This is a genomic window from Marinobacter gudaonensis, from assembly GCF_900115175.1.
GTDB classification, from domain to species: Bacteria; Pseudomonadota; Gammaproteobacteria; order Pseudomonadales; family Oleiphilaceae; genus Marinobacter; species Marinobacter gudaonensis.
In genome coordinates, this window is record NZ_FOYV01000001.1 from 2,836,067 (window position 1) to 2,853,155 (window position 17,089).

Genomic DNA, 17,089 nt, shown 5'->3' on the forward strand with positions numbered 1-17,089 from the left:
GCCGGCCAAATGGCCGGCAAGCTCACCCGCTTATCGCAGAGTCGTCCAAACGTATCAGGAGAAAACAACGTAGGGCTGCGTCCGCCGCAGAGATCTGGATGCTGCCCTACTTTTTAAGTTAGACCCTGCGGGAGAAAAGAAAAGTCAACAGTTGCTGGCAACGCACCATGAGCCTGGTGTCATTTTTTGCGCGTGCCCCAGTGATTTGTTTTTAAAGAAATAAATGTCGGTTCCCGAGGCTTTGGGATTACAAAAAGTTACAAAATTCCGGTATGACCAGTGGATGTTGGCCCGGTTACGGTTCGGCGGGGAACCGGTGCAGGCGAAGAGCCGTGGCCGCCCTTCGAATCTCATCGGCGTGCTGCTTTTCCACCGCGAAGCGCTCGCGGTCCATCTTCTCCACAAACCGGGTGTCAGTGGCCTGTCGCGCCCGGTGGGTTGGCATGTGCTGGAGTTGGTCATGAACTTGCTGGAACACATGAAACGGTGAACGGTCGAGCAGCTCGGGCTCTAGGTGGTCCAGAAGCCCCTTGAGCCTGAGGCACGCCTCCGAGTACTCGACCTGATCCGCCTCAATGGCCATCGCAATCACCTGAACGCTCTCGATCATCTCCTGGCGGCGCCTGGCCTGGAATGCCCGGGCCTTGTTGTCACGCTTGCGCCCCTCGGAAATAAGCGACGCATGGCGGCGGATAAACACCAGCAGCAGAACGATGGCCACCAGGCCGGCGATGATCAGACTCCATTGCAGCCACTGGGGCATGCTACTCCTCCCGGTTCAGGCGCGTTTGCGTTGACGTTCCGGCCGCCAGACCTTCACGTTCACCGTTTGCCCGTTGAGTACGGACGTACCGGACAGTGGATCAACATTATCGTCACTGAGTACGTCGTTGATGCTGGCACCGGCGTGATCGGCAGCAATCCGCTGGCCGGTGCCGTCGCGGTCGTGCCCCCAGCCGTGGGGTATCGATACCACCCCGGGCATGATGTCCTCGGTGATTTCCACAGGCAAGGTGATTGTCCGCGACTCCGCGCTTATCTGCGCCGAGTCGGATGCCTGCAGGCCAAGCCGGCTGGCGTCTTTCGGGTGGATCATCAGGGTGCAGCGGTCCTTGCCTTTCACCAGGCGATGGCTGTTGTGCATCCAGGAGTTGTTGCTGCGAACGTGGCGCCGCCCGATCAACTGCAGCGCCTCGGGGAACGGGGCGGTCAATGCCTCGTGCAGGCGACCCAGATCCTCCAGATAGCGTCGTGGCGCCAGGTTGATCTTGCCGTCGCGGGTGTACAGGCGGTCCGGAAGTGACGGTTGCAGGGGGCCCAGGTCAACGCCGTTGGGATTGTCCTTCAGCGCTTTCAGCGACAGGCCTTTTGGCAGTTCCTGCCAGCGACGGTTCAGCGGGCTGAGCTGGGCCAGTCCACGCAGGGGGTGCCGTTTGGGCAAAATATCCATGGCCAGGTCGATCGCCGGTTGCAAGGCCCCACGGACCCGGCCGACGTCTGCACCGTAGGGGCCCGCCCTGAGCAACATGTCCAGGATCGGGTCTGGACCAATCTGTTTGAACGCGCGCCAGCCCAACTCGGAGCGCAGGGGCAGTTGGCCGCCCTTGCGACGTTTCTCCAGGCGATGCGCCAGCTCCAGTAAAATCTGCCAGTCGTGACGGCTGTCGGGGCCGGCATCGAAGAGCGCCTCGCTGTACTTGGCAAAATTGCGCACCGCAAACATGCTGAAAATCAGGTCGTAATGGCTGCGTTCCAGCGCCGCCGTAGGGGGCAATATCACGTCGGCGTGGCACGTGGTCTCGTTCAGGTAGTAGTCCACAGAGACCATGAAATCCAGACCGCCAAGGGCCTCTTCCAGTCGGCGGCCGTTCGGGCTCGACAGCACCGGATTGCCGGCCACGGTCACGAAAGCGCGGATCTGGCCGTCGCCGGGGGCCAGCATTTCATCGGCCATGGTGCTGGCCGGGTATTCGCCGGCGAACTCCGGCAGGCTCCGCACCCGGCTATGACGCTTGGCAAAATGGCCGTTCTGGCCAGACATCGCCCCCAGTTCGACGAGGTCGATGGCCGGTTGGGTGAACAGCACGCCGCCCGGGGTGTCCAGCTTGCCGGTAAGAATGTTCAGGCAGTAGGCCAGCCAGGTGGCTACGCCGCCAAAGCGCTGCGTGCTGGTGCCCATGCGGGTGTAGAGGGCCGCCTTGCGGGTTGTGGCCAGGTCCCGGGCCAGGGTGCGGATATCCTCTGCGCCCAGCCCCGTATGCTCGCTGACCGCCTCCGGCGTATAGGGCAGGCTGGCCAGGCGGAGCAGGTCAACATCCTTTACCAGCCGTTCTGCGGGCCCGAGGTCCACCAGGTCCTCCTCGAACAGCGTGTGAACCATGGCCATCAACATCAGGGCATCGGAGCCCGGGCGGATGAAGTGGAACTGGTCTGCCAGTTTGGCGGTTTCGGTGCGCCTCGGATCCACCACCACCATGCGACCGCCCCGCTGCTGCAACGCCTTCAGCCGGCCCCGGAAATCCGGCACGGTCATCAAGCTGCCATTCGAGGCCATGGGGTTGGCGCCGATGCAAATGAACAGATCGGTGTGGTCGATATCGGGAATGGGGAACAGGATCTGGTGGCCGAACATCTCCAGGCTCGCCAGCATGTGTGGCAGTTGATCGTTGGAGGTGGCCGAGAACCGGTTCTGGCTGCCGATGGCACGCAGGAACGGCATGGTGCTTACCAGAGAGCCGTGGTTGTGAACGTTGGGGTTGCCGAGGTATACGCCGATGCTGTTCCGGCCGTGGTCTTTCCGGGTCTGGTGGAGCTTGTCAGCCACCAGGTCGAAGGCCTCGTCCCACTCCATTTCCTGCCAGCCGGCCGTGGTTTTGCGGACCGGTTTGCGCAGGCGGTCCGGATCCTCGTGCAGATCCTGCAGGGCAACGGCCTTGGGGCAGATGTGGCCACGACTGAAGGGATCCTTGTCATCACCCTTGATTGAGGCAATACGGCCGTCTTTCACGTCGATCGCAACTCCGCACATGGCTTCGCAAAGGTGACAGGTACGGTAGTGGGTGCCGTTTTCCATGACGGGGCTCTCCAGATGGCTTGTTGTTGTGGTTTGCGGTTTCGTTGTGCAACCAGATTAACAGGTTTGATGATTCAGGTGAAAAGGCTGGCTCCCATTCTGAAGAAAAAAGGCCAGTCCGTAGACTGGCCCTCGATGTGGAGCTAAATAGTTATTGCTCTGCAGGAATCTCCTTTATGGGATTGGAGATGAAATTGAGGTAAACGCCCTGTTGCGGAATTTCTAAGGGAATATTGATGTCTCCGCTATCAGTACCGGATCCGCTGAGGCATTCAGTAAAAGAGTTCCCATTATCGATGCACTGGAAAAAGTCGATGAAACCACCCAACAGAGGGACTTCGACTTCAACGTTTACATCAATTGGCGATGCTATGCTGTTGCGTTGCTCGATCTGCATCCGTCCGTCGTCAAAGAAGACAATCGGTCCAGCGAGATTCAATTCAAACTCTTTGCTGTACAAATCATGCGACAGTGCAGAAGCCAGGGGTAAAGACAGGTTGGGGGCATCGAGTGTCAGTTTTGCGGTAGTTTTGAAGGTTGGTCTGCCGTCCTCGCCTTCAATGATGATCCCCTCCACAAGGCCCAGAGAATTGTCTTCAGTGGATTCCCCATAAGTCATTCGAAGGATCTGCGGGCCTGTGGATTGTTCGCCAAACCCGTCAAGGAAGACGCTGGCAGACGTTGTCGCTAGCAATGTGGGATAGAGCAGAACTCTAACGCCTTTCTTGCCGGTTTCCTCATCAATCTCCGGACCGATGATTTCAGTGTTCAAGGCGTAAGTCTGATAGATGAATTTGTTTTTCGGACAGTCCTCGGAGGCAGAGCACCCAACACTGGCTCCGACAGGAACTCCAAGTGCCGTCGCCTGTTTGCCGGCAACGCCCAGTTTTGCTGCGTTGGCCGACGGCGAGAAGCCATTTGCTCCGTCAGAGAGGTGATCGAATGGCTCGAGGCAATTTTTCTGATCTGATGTGGCGCAATCGACCACAAAGTTGGCGTTCACGTCCCGAATCGGCAGATTCCTTAGCGGCGTGAACACAGTTCCGGTCGATTCTGTGCCCTTGAAGTAGATCTCCATATTGGGACCACCAATGTCCTCAGGATCAACCAGCAAGTCCGTCTGCAGCGGATAGCCTTTGGTGGAGCAAATAGCGCTGGCGCAATCAAGACTACCCACTGAGGCCATGGTGTAGCGGTAATGGGTGCCAACCTGCCATGGCTCATCTGGATAGAAGCGAATTCGCTGGTTATTTTTCTCAAGGCGCCCGGCGATTTCGGAGAAAGTACCGTCGCTGTTTACTTTTTCCACCTTGAAGGTTTCACCTTTCCGGATTGTTCCCAGATCCATCGATTGGGAGAACACGACGACGATAGGACGATCTTCTGGCAGAGTTGTTACAGGCAATACTTGGCCTCGAGGGCCGCCAGGTGCGGCATCAACACACTGTCCGTGGGTACCCGCGTCCAGATCGACACCTGTGGTTACGCAGGGGAAACCAGGATAGGTCGTCAGTGCCAGAGGAGACGCAATGGGCAAGCCGGATGCACCGTTGTCAATTGCAGGCAGTGCAAAGTCGAGGGACTGGCTCATGGCGGAGTTACCCGCCAGATCCGTTAAACTCCCGCTGATATTTAATGAGTAGGCAATGTCATGTTCGAGACCGCCGGTCGGGTTAATAACCACGGCCGTTCCATCCACGTAGGCTTTGAGCGTACCTTCGGAGATGGTCAGCGGCGTGCCTCCCTCATCCAGGGTCAAGCCATCCGTCAGGGAATCCTCATCAATCGGCTCGTCAAAGTTCAGCACAATCGGATCGCCCGGGCGCTGCATCTGGTCGCGATCACCGGGCGCTGCGCTGTCCGGGCCGGGCATCCAGCTCACCAGCTGTGGGCCGGTGGTGTCCAGGGTACGCAGCTCTTCGGCGTCCAGCACGGAATCGGCGTCGGTGGCCGCTTCAATCCGGAAGGCAATGGTGGAGTCGGTGTATTCCTGGCCAAGCAGTTCCGGCTCTACGATGCCAATGGCGTCGATCGTCAGCATGCCGTTTTCGACGATGGCGATACCGCTCAGTTCAACGCCGAGCAGATCCTGGGTCAGCGACGCGTTGGGCTGTGCATTCTCGGTGTTCATGGACACATCCATGAACAGCTTCACGTGGCGCGGGGCGCTGAGATCGTCTGTGTAGGGGTTCGGCAGCAAGTACCCGGTGGCGTCGGAGATCATGGTGACCTTGATGTCGCCCGTGGTTTGCAGTTGGCCCGACTCGGCGTTCAGTACCGGCACGGTGCCGTTAATTTTCACATCAAGGCTGCTGCTCGACAGCACGCTACCCCTGGGAATCCGCAGCGGCAGAGGCTCGCTGGCTTCAAACGATGGTGCGTAGGCCAGTTCGGCGTACAGGCCGCCGGTCTGCTGGGAGGGGCCGGCGTTACCCTGGAGCACCGAGTTGAGGGTTACGCCATTGATGATCTGGCCGTTTAGCTTGGAGGTTCGTGGTTCCTGGCCTGATAGCAGGCCAGAGTCGACCACTTCCTGGAACAGCACAACCGTGGGGCCGGTTTCCCGGGCGGTGAAGCTCTTCTCGAAGTTGAGCGTGGTGCCGGGGCTGGTCAGGCTTGGCAGGTCCTTCACCTTCAGGGTGTAGGTTGCGCCGGCAGTCAGCTCGTCAGCCTTCGAACCGCAATCGACCGGCTCTTCCGTCAGGCATGGATCGAGGGTAATCCGGCGCTGATCAACAATGACTTCGGCCGGTACCGCGTTGCCGCTGCTGTCTTCCAGCACGATTTGTCCGCCCATGGCCCGCCAGTCCGGGTGCACTGGCTGGGTGAGTTGAAGTCGGAAGGTGGAGAAATCGGTGGGGCGCAGCTCGCCGTCCGGTGCCGGAATCATCCGGGCCACGGCGAAGTCCGTGGCCAGGTTGTCGAGCCCTGCGATGCCGCTGAAACCGCCCCGTGTGGTGAACTGGATCCCGTCAGGCCCCTGGGCATTGGGCGTGCCGACCGGGTTGGATCCTGAGGTGACCAGGGGGGTGGAGAAAGTAACGGAGTAGCCGGAGCTCACGTTGAGATTGGCTGTAGGTGACAGCTTGAGACTGCGACCGTTATCCACCTTGGTCACGGTGTAATCGACGGCGCCGGCATCGCCAGACAGCACAATCTTGTCGCGGATGGTCGCTTCGTCATCGGTAATGGCGTGAGAGAAACGGAGTACGACATCGGCGGTCGGGCTGATGCCCTCCTGCCCATCTGAGGGGTAGGAGTACACGACGGAGCCGGGCCCCAGATTCTGTTTCATGGCCTGCTCTTCACCGCCACAGGCGGCAAGCAGAAGTGCGGGAATCAGTGCCAGTGTCTTGTTATATTTCATGGCGAACCCTCCTCAGAACTTCAGCGTAATGGAACCGCTGATGACATGAACATCGCCGTCGGCGGTAACCGGCGTCTCGTTGCCTTCGAAATCAACCAGGGTGAAATCCCGCTCCTGCAGCTGCTGGTACTGGTAGCCAACATCGAGGCGTACCGGGTACGCCAGCAGACGCGTGCGGTTATAGGTGGCGCTGATACCCAGGCCAACCACAATCTTGTCAGTATCCAGATAGTTGATTTCAGGATTGCGCGTGGTTTTCAGCGGGGATTCCTCATAGGCAATGCCGCCGCGAACCGCAAAGTGCTCGTTCAGCGTATATTCGGCGCCAATGCGCGGAATGAGAATGTCATCAAACCCGATGCGGTTGGCCGGGGCTGCGGACTGCTGATCCTTGATGGTGTCAGCGGCGAACTCCTTCTCCAGCTCAGACCAGTTCTGCTGTTCGATGCTGCCGCCCACGCGCCAGTTCTCGCCCTTGTACTGGGCGCCGATGCCAATGGTCTCGGGCTGGAAGGAGTCAATGGTGGTTACCGCCAGGCTGAGGCCGGGCTCCGGAATGGTCTGGGTAACGATGATGTTGGAGTTGACCGAGGTAGAAGCCGAAGACTTGGTTCGATAGGTCAGTGCGGTTTCCCAGCCGTTCAGGAAACAGTCGCTGTCCGGGCAGAAGGTGCTGCCGAGATCGATGTTGGTGCCCAGGATGGTTTTCAGCGAGGGCTCTGCGTTGACCGCCAGTCGCTCACGGCTGGTTTCGCCGCCCAGGGTGGAGACCGCATCCAGCTGGGCTTGTGCGTCCAGGGTGACCCGGACAGACGCCCCGGCGGAAATGCCTCGCCAGATCTGGGTGGCGCCGCCCACGTTCAGGAACAGCGGTTCCTTGCCGTATTGCAGGAACTGTCCACTCTCGGTAGTGCGCGAGTCGAAAGCCAGCATTTCCTTGCCGTACTTTTCAACGCCGGCAATGAAGCCCAGGTACAGGGGATGCTTGAAACGGGTCAGTGAGCCCAGGTTAGTCTTCATGCCGATCAGCACGTGCTGGCTCGGAGAATTCGAAAGTACATCGCCGTTGGCGTTGGGGTTGGCGGAACGGAGCTCCTGCTCGGCGTGAAGAATGCCGGTGGTCAGCTCGCCGCGGGTGTCTTTGGTCAGGTAGGCCGGATTGTAATAGGTGGCAGACACCTGATCGTTAAACATGGACAGGGATTGGGCGGTCGCGACATCGACAGGCATGACGCCGTAGGTGGTGCCGAGGTTGCCCATGCTGGCGGTGGCTGTAAACGGAATACCTGCTGCAACTGAAACGATGGCAACGGACAGGGCCCGTACTGAGAACCGGGAAGGCATAGCCATTGATACACTCCTGTACTTCTTTGTTGTTGTACTGACGTCATGCGATGGGTGATTGGCGCATGGCGGTTATTGTGGTTCAGGGCTAGTGTATTCGGCTTGTCTTTTTAGGACGTTGGCTTTTTTGACATGAAATGGCGTCTGTAAAACCAGCGAGGAGGGGGCCAGAACTGGTTCGGGGCGGGAGCGATATTCCTAAGTTGTTACCGATGTTGACATTATTGGCATAAAAAAAGGTCCCGAGAGCGGGACCTTTGAGAATGTTAAAAATGTGTCAACTTTTTCGACATCACTTGGACGATGAGCGTCTCCGGATTGCTACGAGGCTCATCAGCCCGATGCCGAACAGCGCAATTGTTGATGGCTCTGCGACTTCTACGGGGTCGCATTCCAGACTGGTACAGTAGGCCGCGTCTTTCGAGAACGGTGCGAATTCGGTAATCGCAGTACGGCGGCCATTGGTCTCGCCATAGGTGTAAAGGTCGAAGTGCAGACCGTAACCAAACGCCAGCGATGAAGCATCGATCTGGAATATCTTTTTATAGAGCTCCTCGCCCACGGGACCGGCGGTGCCGTCCTGGACGTTGTACGAAGCAATCGTCGGCGAGCCGGCGAAGCTGAACATGAGCTCATAGTAGAACGTGTCGTAGACGCCGTGAGAACCCAGCTCACCGCCATTCGACACTGTCTCAACGGGCGGTGTGCCGTACTCTGACAGCCCGAGTGACGACAGGGTAACTCCATTTACGGTGATGTTGCCCAGGCCTGCAGGATCCCCGACATTTTCGGTCTGTGGCAGCAGAGCGATCGACAGGTAGTAGTCGACAGAGGTGTCGACACCGCCCACGACACCGAATGCCCACAGGTCAAAGGTCGGCGAGTTTGTCACGGTGCTTTCTTCTGAGCCCCCGACGTAAGTCCCGCCATCAATATCCAGTTGCAGGGTTGGCACCGCCAAGGCAGAGCCGGCCCCCAACATTCCAATTGTCAAAGCCGCCAAAGTTTTCATATTCATAGCGACGTCCCTCGCAGATCTTCATACCAAGCCTGAACGAAATTGTCAGGTACCGGTGGAACCAAAGCAAAAGCGCGGCCAGAATCCGATTTTCTCCGCTTTTCATGGGTATGGAATCACGACAGGAGAGGGGGGATTGGCGGGGGTGTAAAATAAATCGACGGGTACGTAATGGCGATATGGTGGGCCCAGCTGGACTCGAACCAGCGACCAAGGGATTATGAGAGCCTTGTAGCGGGTTTTCAGAGCACCACAGAAAACCACAATAATTCTAAAAAACAGAAAGTTACCTACATTCAGAACCACAGCTCACCACATAAAACCGCGCGCCTGTTGTCACTTCGTTGACACGTCGACGCCGTTGAATAGTGATCTGGCGGCGTATATACTTTGTATATACAAAAGGCTTGAGGGATACGATGGCGCTGAAATGTTCATCTGCAGTGAAGCAGAAACTGGCTGAAAAGCACGGTGTCAGCCTGGAAGAGGTTCAGCAGTGTTTTGCCAACCGTGAGGGTGGGCTACTGGAAGATACCAGGGAGGACCACAAGACAGATCCTCCGACCCAATGGTTCATCGCAGAAACGGACTACGGTCGCCGCCTGAAGGTTGTTTTCATTCTCAAGAATGGCGACATACTGCTGAAAACCTCCTATGGCCCGAACCCGATAGAAGAAGCCATCTACGCCAAGCACGCATTTTAATTAAGACAAGTCGCAGAGAAAGAAACAGAAGAACGACAGCGGCGGGGAGCATATATCATGGCAAAGAAAATTGAAGGTACCCCGGAAGCTTGGGAAGACGGTTCCCTCGGCCGGGAAGAGGAGTTCGTTCGCGTTTCAAAAAACGTAGATGACGCTGCATTGAACGAAGCAGCCGGTTTGCAGCCCATTTCCATTCGGCTGCAGAAGTCATTGATCGAAGACTTCAAGATGATCGCGGAGATCAACGGCATCGGTTATCAGCCCCTGATTCGCCAGGTGCTCAAGCGGTTTGCCGATTCAGAAAAGCGACGGATCTTGCGTGAGAAATCGGCTGACATGCGGTCCCTGGATGACGACGAGCATCACGATCCTGATAATGGCGAAGGGAAAAGGGCTTACGGTTAATTTACCCGAACTTCGAGATAGAATTTACGTCTGCACCTTTGCGGTAATCCCCTTAGGTGTCGATGTGCGTTTGATTTAAAGTGGATCTGTTCCGGATTCCTAACAGATTATTCAAAGGATTGAATCATGCCTGTCGCTCGAAGTCCTGTGCTTTATGCCCTGGTTATTCTCTTGTTCCCTGTCTTGGCTGATGCCCAAACCCTTTATCGCTGGGTGGACGAGAACGGTATTACTCACTTCTCCGACAAAGAACCTGAATCCGGTGCTCAGCGTGTTTCTCCATCCGGTATGAGCGTCATAGCTATGGGAGAGAACATTCGCACTCAGAAGAGGCTCGAAAATATCCGGCGCCCGAAACCGGCTGAACCTCCCAAACCACCAACAGCTCAGCCGACTTCCTCCAGACCCTACTGGGAGGAATACCACAAGAAGCGCCAGGCAGAGTTACTTCAATGGAAGTGCGACAACTACGTGGCCAGGATCGATTGGATCGATAGCCGTCTGAGGGCCGGAGGGTATTCGGTTTCTCAGGGTAATCGGTGGAGAGGAGAGCGCAGGGAATTATCCAGCAAAAGGGCCTGGGAATGCTTACGCAACAATTAGAGTCGTAAGCGATCTCTCATGCTTGATAAAGATTTATCTTCTGTTACCACTCACTCATTTCGCCAAACTAGCGATCGAGCCATCCGGTCAGGACTACCATGACTCACCGCCGGCAAGGATGCCTGGCAAGCGCGACACCTGCATAGTGGTGTGCTTTCAGGGAGAGCACTGACTTTCCCATACAAAGGTTTCGCGCTTGTCGTAAAAGTAGTCAGTTAATAGCCTACCTCCTATGCCCCTTCTTGTAGAGGCGGTTGGCTGATGCTACTGCTCTTTCAATGTTTTGATTGAGACTATGTTCAAGTTCCTTAAACGGATTAGACAGCCATTCTGAGGGTAAGCTTCGCTTGTGAGCTTCCCTTGAAACATTTTCGAACAGAGTCCTTACATAAGAATAGAATTCTCCTACCATTTCCATTCTTATATGGAGTCGTGACAGTTTATTTCGCTCGCTGTCTAGCCTCTGTTGTTTGTTTTTAAGACTTTTCCATGTTTCAAAATTATCAATAAATGTATCCATCATCATGCATTCAAGGAAAGTCAAATCAGACAGCAAGTCTTTTACAATGTAACCGCCGAGAATTGTTGGGAAGAAATTGCTTGAGAGAGTTGGCTTGCCGTGAGATGAGGTGCTAACGAACCTTTTGTCACATAGATCCTCAAGTACAGACAACGCTATCTCATCGCTATAACCAATATCGAGTAAATTCAATTTGATTTCTTCGCCGTCCATCTTCTTTGCAGCGTCCTGAGAGTTCAACTTTACCAACGCACTTAAGACAAACATTCGTAATATTTGTGCACTGTTTATAGAAAGTCGAGCATCAAATGGATTGCCTATCACGGAACGTTGCTCGACATAGACTGGACTGTTGCCAAGAATAATTGATCGGAACGCCTCGTGCTTGGGTAAGGTATATTGATCAGTAGCCTGCATGGCTTTTCCTGGATCTGTGTACCCTCTTTCTAAGAATGAGCGAGTCATTCTTAGGGCCAGCCGAATGTCACGGTTTGCTAGGACTTCAATGCGTGTGCCAACCTCTGTTCCTAATACCGATCGTTGAACTATATCGATGAAGTCAGCAAGACTTTTGGTTTTTACAATAGCACCGTTAGCTGCTCTAAATTCACCCTCTTTATTTTCTAAGAGTTTGCTAGCAAGCGTAAATCTTTTCGATAAAACTGCGTGAATATCTGGCGGGTCAATTTGAAGCGTATCGAAATCAAAGGCGTCGAAGGTGGGAGAGTTTCTGTGCTGCACATAAGTAGACTCTCTCATGCTTAGTAATAGGTTTATGCCCAGTTTGCTTGCCAGAGCAATTGCATCTGCGAATATGGTTGATTGCAATTCTTCATTTGGCATTTGATCTACGTTGTCTACAACCAGGAAAACTGGTGATTTTGTTGCGCTCCACTCCAATATCTTTTCAACATAAGGAATAATCTTTTCCTGTTCGTTGAGTATTTTTCTTGCAATTTCCCTGTTTAGCTCAGTTTCATCCTCGAGCAGCCTTTTTAAAGGGCCTCTCTTCATCGATTCAATATCTTTTTCGTAAGCATGTTTTTGGCAAAGATCATAATCGGAGAGGAATTCATCTGACTCAATGTATTTATAAATGGACTCATAAATGAAATCTAAAACATTTCCGGACGGAGAGAATTCCAGAAAGTTGATGTCAATCCAGTGTGGATACGCCTCGCTCCGTTTCTTTGCAAAAAAACTGGCGGCTGATACCTCTCTGGTATATTTCAAAAAAGTAGATTTCCCAGAGCCTACTGTTCCTAGAATTAACATCGCCAGAGGTTTTGCTGATTTTGTGGTTTTATTTAATGCTGAATCCAGAGCTCCTCTTTGTTTTCTTTTCATTGGGTTTTTGGGAGCTACACGAAAAAGTGAGTCCCTTTTGTTTATGTGGAATTGTATTTTGGTGTCGAATCTTTTTCTGTCAGGCGTTTGTACGTAGCAGTTAATCAAGGTTTCTCGATCTGCTGTTGAAGTGTCAGAAAAAGCTTGTGTTATTTCTTCTTCAATAAGTGGGTATATCGGGTTTTCTGGTCTCTGTATGTCGGTTAACTTAAAAGAATTTAATCGCCTAGTTTCTATTTGATCCTCTTTCCTACCCAGGAGCTCCTCTCGAAGGTACCCGTTTATCACTCCCTCTCTAGATAAAAGGCTTGTGAAATAATTGAGGTCCTCTCCAAGAGTTTGCTGTAAAGAATCAAATATTATTGCGTTGGAATCCTTGAACGATATTTCGTCGTCTCTGAATGCTGGAAAAATTATCCATTGTCCTCCATTCGTAACAACTGCAAATTGTATATTTTTATCTATACAATATTGTCGGGCCTGCCTAATTGCATCTCCGGTATTGCCCTCAAGCCATGCCCCTCTTAACCTTTGCTTTCTTTTTTGAGGGACTGTATCAAAAGCGACGCCTACTTTTTTTGCTTCCACAATAATTGCGGTGTTCGCAGTCCTGATAATATAGTCACAATATCTCGCAGTCCCATTTTCGTCGTGGTGGGTTTCTTCTACTTCTATATCATCCTTGTTCCATTCAAGAATTTCATTGAGTATAACGTCAATAATTTGAAACCTTGTCGTTGCCTCATTTGCATTAGCAAGTTTTCTGTCTTGATATTTTGTGACTAGTTCTTCTGCTAGCTTGTAGATGTGATCTGGATTTTTCATGTATTAAAGATCCTTCCCTACCCAAACAACCTTCCCGATGACTTCTAGATTTTCCAGATCAGCACTGGAAATTTCCTGAGGTGGATATTCTTTATTATCACTTAGTAGTTGCACTCCGTCATTCCAGAGCGTCTGAACCCTCTTTACGAGTAAATGGTCGCCATTCCGGATCACGTAAATATGACCATCTCGTAGTTTCTTTTCACTTGTATCTACCATCACGGTTTCATTATCGGAGATAGTAGGCTCCATCGAGTCGCCTTTGGCGAATACCAGTGCAAGATTCCCCTCATTGAATCCCCGAAACCTCAGCCATTTCCTCCGGAATGCTAGCTCTCTAGTTGGCGACTCGTCTCCAGCAAAGGAGCCATGCCCTGCGGCCACCTGTACGTTGTAACCAGGAATGAGTGCAAACTCCTCTTCAAACTGTGAATCGGACTTTGTTGGTTCCTTTCCGGTTGCGAGCCACTCGACTGAAGCACCGGCAGCGTTTGCGATGCGCAGTAAACTGTCCAATCGAGGGAGGGCGCCATTCAGAATATTTCTAAAGGTGCTGTCCCCCATGCCCGCCTTGTGTGCGAAGGATCTCGCCGATCCGTTGCCCACTAATTCTCTCAAGCGTTCAGTGAAGCCTGTGTCATCAACAGTTTGCTGCTCTTCTGACTTTTTCTCTTCACGCATTCTAAGTCGTCACCAGTTAAAGGCTTAAAAAGTTAGCAGTATACTGTTGACTGCGAGCGTTTTAAGGCCTGTATTCTGTTTAATGATAGTTAACTGCTCGGATGTGAGCAGCTAAATGTGAAAATAAGTGTAGCAGAGTGCAAAACAGTGGACGAGCAAAAGCAAATCATTCTGATCGCAACGCCTGTCATGACCCAGGACCGCTACGCCCAGCTTACGGGCCTGACGGAAGGGCAGGTCAGGGGCCAGATCGAAAAAGGACATCTGCCTTCACTCAAGATCGGTCGGGGGGCATGGTCAACATCGCCGCGTCCTATTTGCCTCCCCGAACCAAGAGGCCTGGTAGAAGGTGAGGAGTCTTGACAACCACTTCATTGCCTGAGCGCGACGCTGCTTTGCAAGCAGGAGTTCGAGAGGTGTGACAGCAGGCACTCTCGACTTCGGCAAGGGCCACCAATGGATTGTCACTTCCTTGTGAATGGTGGAGCACATTCGGACTCTTCCGGAAGTGCCGGATCACTCAGATCTCAAGCTGACCATGCGGTATGATCATCTTGCTCCTGAGTGTCTTAATGAAGCTATTGATAAGGGGGAGCATATTTTGATTATTGGTGTTTCAAAGTAAGGGAAGGATGGGATGGCAATAGCAAGGAGAGGAGACCTAATAGAAATAGAAACGCCTAACGGCATCGGCTACGGACTGTTTACTCATAAGCATTCGAAGTACGGTGAGTTACTGAGAGTCTTTAATGTGCTCGTCGACGAGCGGCCCAGGTCTCCGGTGGAAATCCTTGATACTGCGGTTCGATTCAATTGCTTTTTCCCTGTTTCTATCGCCATTCGTCGGAAATCAGTTTCCGTTGCATTTCACTGTAATGTTCCGGAAGGTCTCTCTGTATTTCCATTATTCAGGACTGGAGTTCCTTCACCACTAACCAAAAGAATTGAGAGGTGGAGCCTTTGGGATGGTGAAAAGAGCTGGCAAATCGGGGTTCCCAACAAGGATGAAGCGAAGATCTCTCCCTTGGCCGGTTGGAATCATGCGCTGCTGGTGCACCGAATCTCTAATGGGTGGCGGCCGGAAATGTGGATTTAGGGGTAGAGGTGTTTACCTTCATTTAACCGGTAACGGTAAGGTTGAGGATATCGTGAGTTATTAAAATATGGTGGGCCCAGCTGGACTCGAACCAGCGACCAAGGGATTATGAGTCCCCTGCTCTAACCAACTGAGCTATAGGCCCGTTCAGCGAACGCTGTCTTGAGAGGTGTTTCCGGTAGGAAACAAAGCGGGCGCCATTATACCGGTGAGGTGTGGCGCCCGCTACTGTTGTGGGTATTATCCGTTGCCCTGGTCGTCAATGAAGCCGCGCAGGTGGTCGGAGCGTGACGGGTGGCGCAGTTTGCGCAGGGCCTTGGCTTCGATCTGACGGATCCGTTCCCGGGTGACGTCGAACTGCTTGCCGACTTCTTCCAGGGTGTGGTCGGTGTTCATCTCGATGCCAAAACGCATCCGCAGCACCTTGGATTCCCGGGCGGTCAGGCCGGCCAGAACCGAGCGGGTGGCTTCGCGCAGGCCTTCGGCGGTGGCGGAATCCACCGGGGAAAGGGCCTGGATGTCCTCGATGAAGTCGCCCAGATGGCTGTCTTCGTCGTCGCCGATCGGGGTTTCCATGGAGATCGGTTCTTTCGCGATCTTCAGCACCTTGCGGATCTTGTCCTCCGGCATTTCCATGCGCTCACCGAGCTCTTCCGGTGTCGGCTCGCGGCCCATCTCCTGCAGCATCTGCCGGGAAATCCGGTTGAGCTTGTTGATGGTCTCGATCATGTGCACCGGAATACGGATGGTGCGCGCCTGGTCCGCGATGGAGCGGGTGATGGCCTGCCGGATCCACCAGGTGGCGTAGGTGGAGAACTTGTACCCGCGACGGTACTCGAACTTGTCCACCGCTTTCATCAGGCCGATGTTGCCTTCCTGGATCAGGTCCAGGAACTGCAGGCCGCGGTTGGTGTACTTTTTGGCGATGGAAATGACCAGACGCAGGTTGGCTTCGACCATTTCCTTCTTGGCGCGACGAGCCTTGGCTTCGCCGATGGAGACCCGGCGGTTGATCTCCTTGATGTCGGCGACGTCGAGATCAACTTCGGTCTGCACGTTCAGGATGCGCTTCTGCAGGCGCACAATCTCGTCAACGCGCTCGGCCATGGGGGCGGCGTAGGGTTTCTTGCCCTTGGCAATCTTGTCGGCCCAGTCCAGGTTAACTTCGTTGCCCGGGAACGACTTGATGAAGTCCTTGCGCGGCATTTTGCAGTCACGAACGCAGATCTGCATGATTGCGCGCTCGTTCTCCCGGACCAGGTCGTTGGTGGAACGCACCACGTTGACCAGTTCGTCGAAGGCTTTGTTGGCGAGCTTGAACGGAGCGAATACCTGCCCCAGTTCGTTCAGCGCGTCCTGGGTCTTCTTGTCGGCGCGGCCGTGCTTTGCCAGAGCCTTGTCGGCGGCATCCAGTTTTTCCCGCAGCAGCTCGAAACGCAGGCGGGTCTCTTCCGGATCCGGACCGTTGTCGGTCTCTTCCTCGCTGGAGGAGGAGTCGTCGTCATCGTCAGAGGACGAGTCGGTGTCATCGGAGCTGTCGCTGGTGTCTTCACCCATGAAGGGTTCGGCGTCGTCCGGGTCGAGGAAGCCGGTGACGATGTCGCTGATCCGGCCTTCGTTCTCAATAATGCGCTCGTAAGCCTGGATGACCGTGCCGGCAGTACCGGGGAAGTGGGCAACGGCAGCCATGACATCGCGGATGCCTTCCTCGATGCGCTTGGCAATGACGATCTCGCCTTCGCGGGTGAGCAGTTCAACGGTACCCATCTCGCGCATGTACATGCGCACCGGGTCGGTTGTGCGGCCAGCGTCGGTTTCCACCGCGGCCAGGGCAGCAGCGGCTTCGGCGGCAGCAGCTTCGTCGGCGGTAGAGTCGCCCTCGGTCATCAGCAGGGTATCGGCGTCCGGCGTTTCTTCGCACACCTGGATACCCATGTCATTGATCATTCGGATGATGTCTTCGACCTGATCCGGGTCGGCAATGTCTTCCGGCAGGTGATCGTTTACCTCGGCGTAAGTCAGGTAACCTTGTTCCTTGCCTCGGGCAATGAGGTCTTTCAAACGTGATTTTTGCGAATTGCCTGACATAGACACCCTGTGAACTCG

Annotated in this window: 11 protein-coding genes and 1 tRNA gene; 3 read left to right on the forward strand and 9 right to left on the reverse strand. The window is 54.2% G+C overall.

Going from position 1 to position 17,089, the window contains the following annotated elements:
- Positions 1-295 precede the first annotated feature (295 nt).
- The 5 genes from BM344_RS12775 to BM344_RS12795 all read right to left on the reverse strand — a co-directional run bounded on the left by BM344_RS12775 (position 296) and on the right by BM344_RS12795 (position 8,802).
- Positions 296-763, reverse strand: coding sequence for a DUF2489 domain-containing protein (locus BM344_RS12775; RefSeq protein ID WP_091990494.1), 468 nt, complete (start codon positions 761-763; stop codon positions 296-298).
- A gap of 15 nt (positions 764-778) precedes the next feature.
- Positions 779-3,073 carry a molybdopterin-dependent oxidoreductase gene (locus BM344_RS12780; protein WP_091990497.1) on the reverse strand — a complete coding sequence of 765 codons (2,295 nt, stop codon included), beginning with the start codon at positions 3,071-3,073 and terminating at the stop codon, positions 779-781.
- A 151-nt stretch (positions 3,074-3,224) separates the two neighbouring features.
- Positions 3,225-6,440 carry an Ig-like domain-containing protein gene (locus BM344_RS12785; RefSeq protein ID WP_091990499.1) on the reverse strand — a complete coding sequence of 1,072 codons (3,216 nt, stop codon included), beginning with the start codon at positions 6,438-6,440 and terminating at the stop codon, positions 3,225-3,227.
- A 12-nt stretch (positions 6,441-6,452) separates the two neighbouring features.
- Complete coding sequence (gene aupA / locus BM344_RS12790; protein ID WP_091990502.1) at positions 6,453-7,790, reverse strand: alkane uptake protein AupA; 1,338 nt, start codon at positions 7,788-7,790, stop codon at positions 6,453-6,455.
- A gap of 286 nt (positions 7,791-8,076) precedes the next feature.
- Positions 8,077-8,802: a choice-of-anchor N protein gene (locus BM344_RS12795; RefSeq protein WP_091990504.1), complete on the reverse strand. Its 726-nt coding sequence runs from the start codon at positions 8,800-8,802 to the stop codon at positions 8,077-8,079.
- A 419-nt stretch (positions 8,803-9,221) separates the two neighbouring features.
- Here BM344_RS12795 and BM344_RS12800 point away from each other — a divergent pair, with 419 nt between their 5' ends.
- From BM344_RS12800 to BM344_RS17775, 3 genes are all read left to right on the forward strand, one after another.
- On the forward strand, positions 9,222-9,506 hold the full coding sequence (locus BM344_RS12800) for a BrnT family toxin (RefSeq protein ID WP_091990507.1): 285 nt from the start codon (positions 9,222-9,224) through the stop codon (positions 9,504-9,506).
- 57 nt (positions 9,507-9,563) lie between these two features.
- Positions 9,564-9,911, forward strand: coding sequence for a hypothetical protein (locus BM344_RS12805; RefSeq protein WP_091990509.1), 348 nt, complete (start codon positions 9,564-9,566; stop codon positions 9,909-9,911).
- 126 nt (positions 9,912-10,037) lie between these two features.
- The gene (locus tag BM344_RS17775; RefSeq protein WP_091990513.1) at positions 10,038-10,514 is read left to right on the forward strand and encodes a DUF4124 domain-containing protein; all 477 of its coding nucleotides are present in this window, start codon (positions 10,038-10,040) and stop codon (positions 10,512-10,514) included.
- 223 nt (positions 10,515-10,737) lie between these two features.
- On the opposite strand, the gene BM344_RS12815 is transcribed toward BM344_RS17775, so the two are convergent.
- The 4 genes from BM344_RS12815 to rpoD all read right to left on the reverse strand — a co-directional run bounded on the left by BM344_RS12815 (position 10,738) and on the right by rpoD (position 17,071).
- Positions 10,738-13,206, reverse strand: coding sequence for a hypothetical protein (locus tag BM344_RS12815; protein ID WP_091990516.1), 2,469 nt, complete (start codon positions 13,204-13,206; stop codon positions 10,738-10,740).
- A 3-nt stretch (positions 13,207-13,209) separates the two neighbouring features.
- Complete coding sequence (locus tag BM344_RS12820; RefSeq protein WP_091990518.1) at positions 13,210-13,887, reverse strand: XRE family transcriptional regulator; 678 nt, start codon at positions 13,885-13,887, stop codon at positions 13,210-13,212.
- A gap of 1,164 nt (positions 13,888-15,051) precedes the next feature.
- Positions 15,052-15,128: transfer RNA gene (locus tag BM344_RS12830), tRNA-Ile, on the reverse strand.
- A 95-nt stretch (positions 15,129-15,223) separates the two neighbouring features.
- Positions 15,224-17,071: an RNA polymerase sigma factor RpoD gene (gene rpoD / locus BM344_RS12835; RefSeq protein ID WP_091990524.1), complete on the reverse strand. Its 1,848-nt coding sequence runs from the start codon at positions 17,069-17,071 to the stop codon at positions 15,224-15,226.
- Positions 17,072-17,089: the final 18 nt, after the last annotated feature.

Bases quoted from the DNA above. Each gene is read 5' to 3' on its own strand.
- BM344_RS17775 (WP_091990513.1), top strand. From the start codon at position 10,038: ATGCCTGTCGCTCGAAGTCCTGTGCTTTATGCCCTGGTTATTCTCTTG.
- BM344_RS12775 (WP_091990494.1), bottom strand. From the start codon at position 763: ATGCCCCAGTGGCTGCAATGGAGTCTGATCATCGCCGGCCTGGTGGCC.
- BM344_RS12820 (WP_091990518.1), bottom strand. From the start codon at position 13,887: ATGCGTGAAGAGAAAAAGTCAGAAGAGCAGCAAACTGTTGATGACACA.
- BM344_RS12785 (WP_091990499.1), bottom strand. From the start codon at position 6,440: ATGAAATATAACAAGACACTGGCACTGATTCCCGCACTTCTGCTTGCC.
- BM344_RS12795 (WP_091990504.1), bottom strand. From the start codon at position 8,802: ATGAATATGAAAACTTTGGCGGCTTTGACAATTGGAATGTTGGGGGCC.
- BM344_RS12805 (WP_091990509.1), top strand. From the start codon at position 9,564: ATGGCAAAGAAAATTGAAGGTACCCCGGAAGCTTGGGAAGACGGTTCC.
- BM344_RS12780 (WP_091990497.1), bottom strand. From the start codon at position 3,073: ATGGAAAACGGCACCCACTACCGTACCTGTCACCTTTGCGAAGCCATG.
- rpoD (WP_091990524.1), bottom strand. From the start codon at position 17,071: ATGTCAGGCAATTCGCAAAAATCACGTTTGAAAGACCTCATTGCCCGA.
- aupA (WP_091990502.1), bottom strand. From the start codon at position 7,790: ATGGCTATGCCTTCCCGGTTCTCAGTACGGGCCCTGTCCGTTGCCATC.
- BM344_RS12815 (WP_091990516.1), bottom strand. From the start codon at position 13,206: ATGAAAAATCCAGATCACATCTACAAGCTAGCAGAAGAACTAGTCACA.
- BM344_RS12800 (WP_091990507.1), top strand. From the start codon at position 9,222: ATGGCGCTGAAATGTTCATCTGCAGTGAAGCAGAAACTGGCTGAAAAG.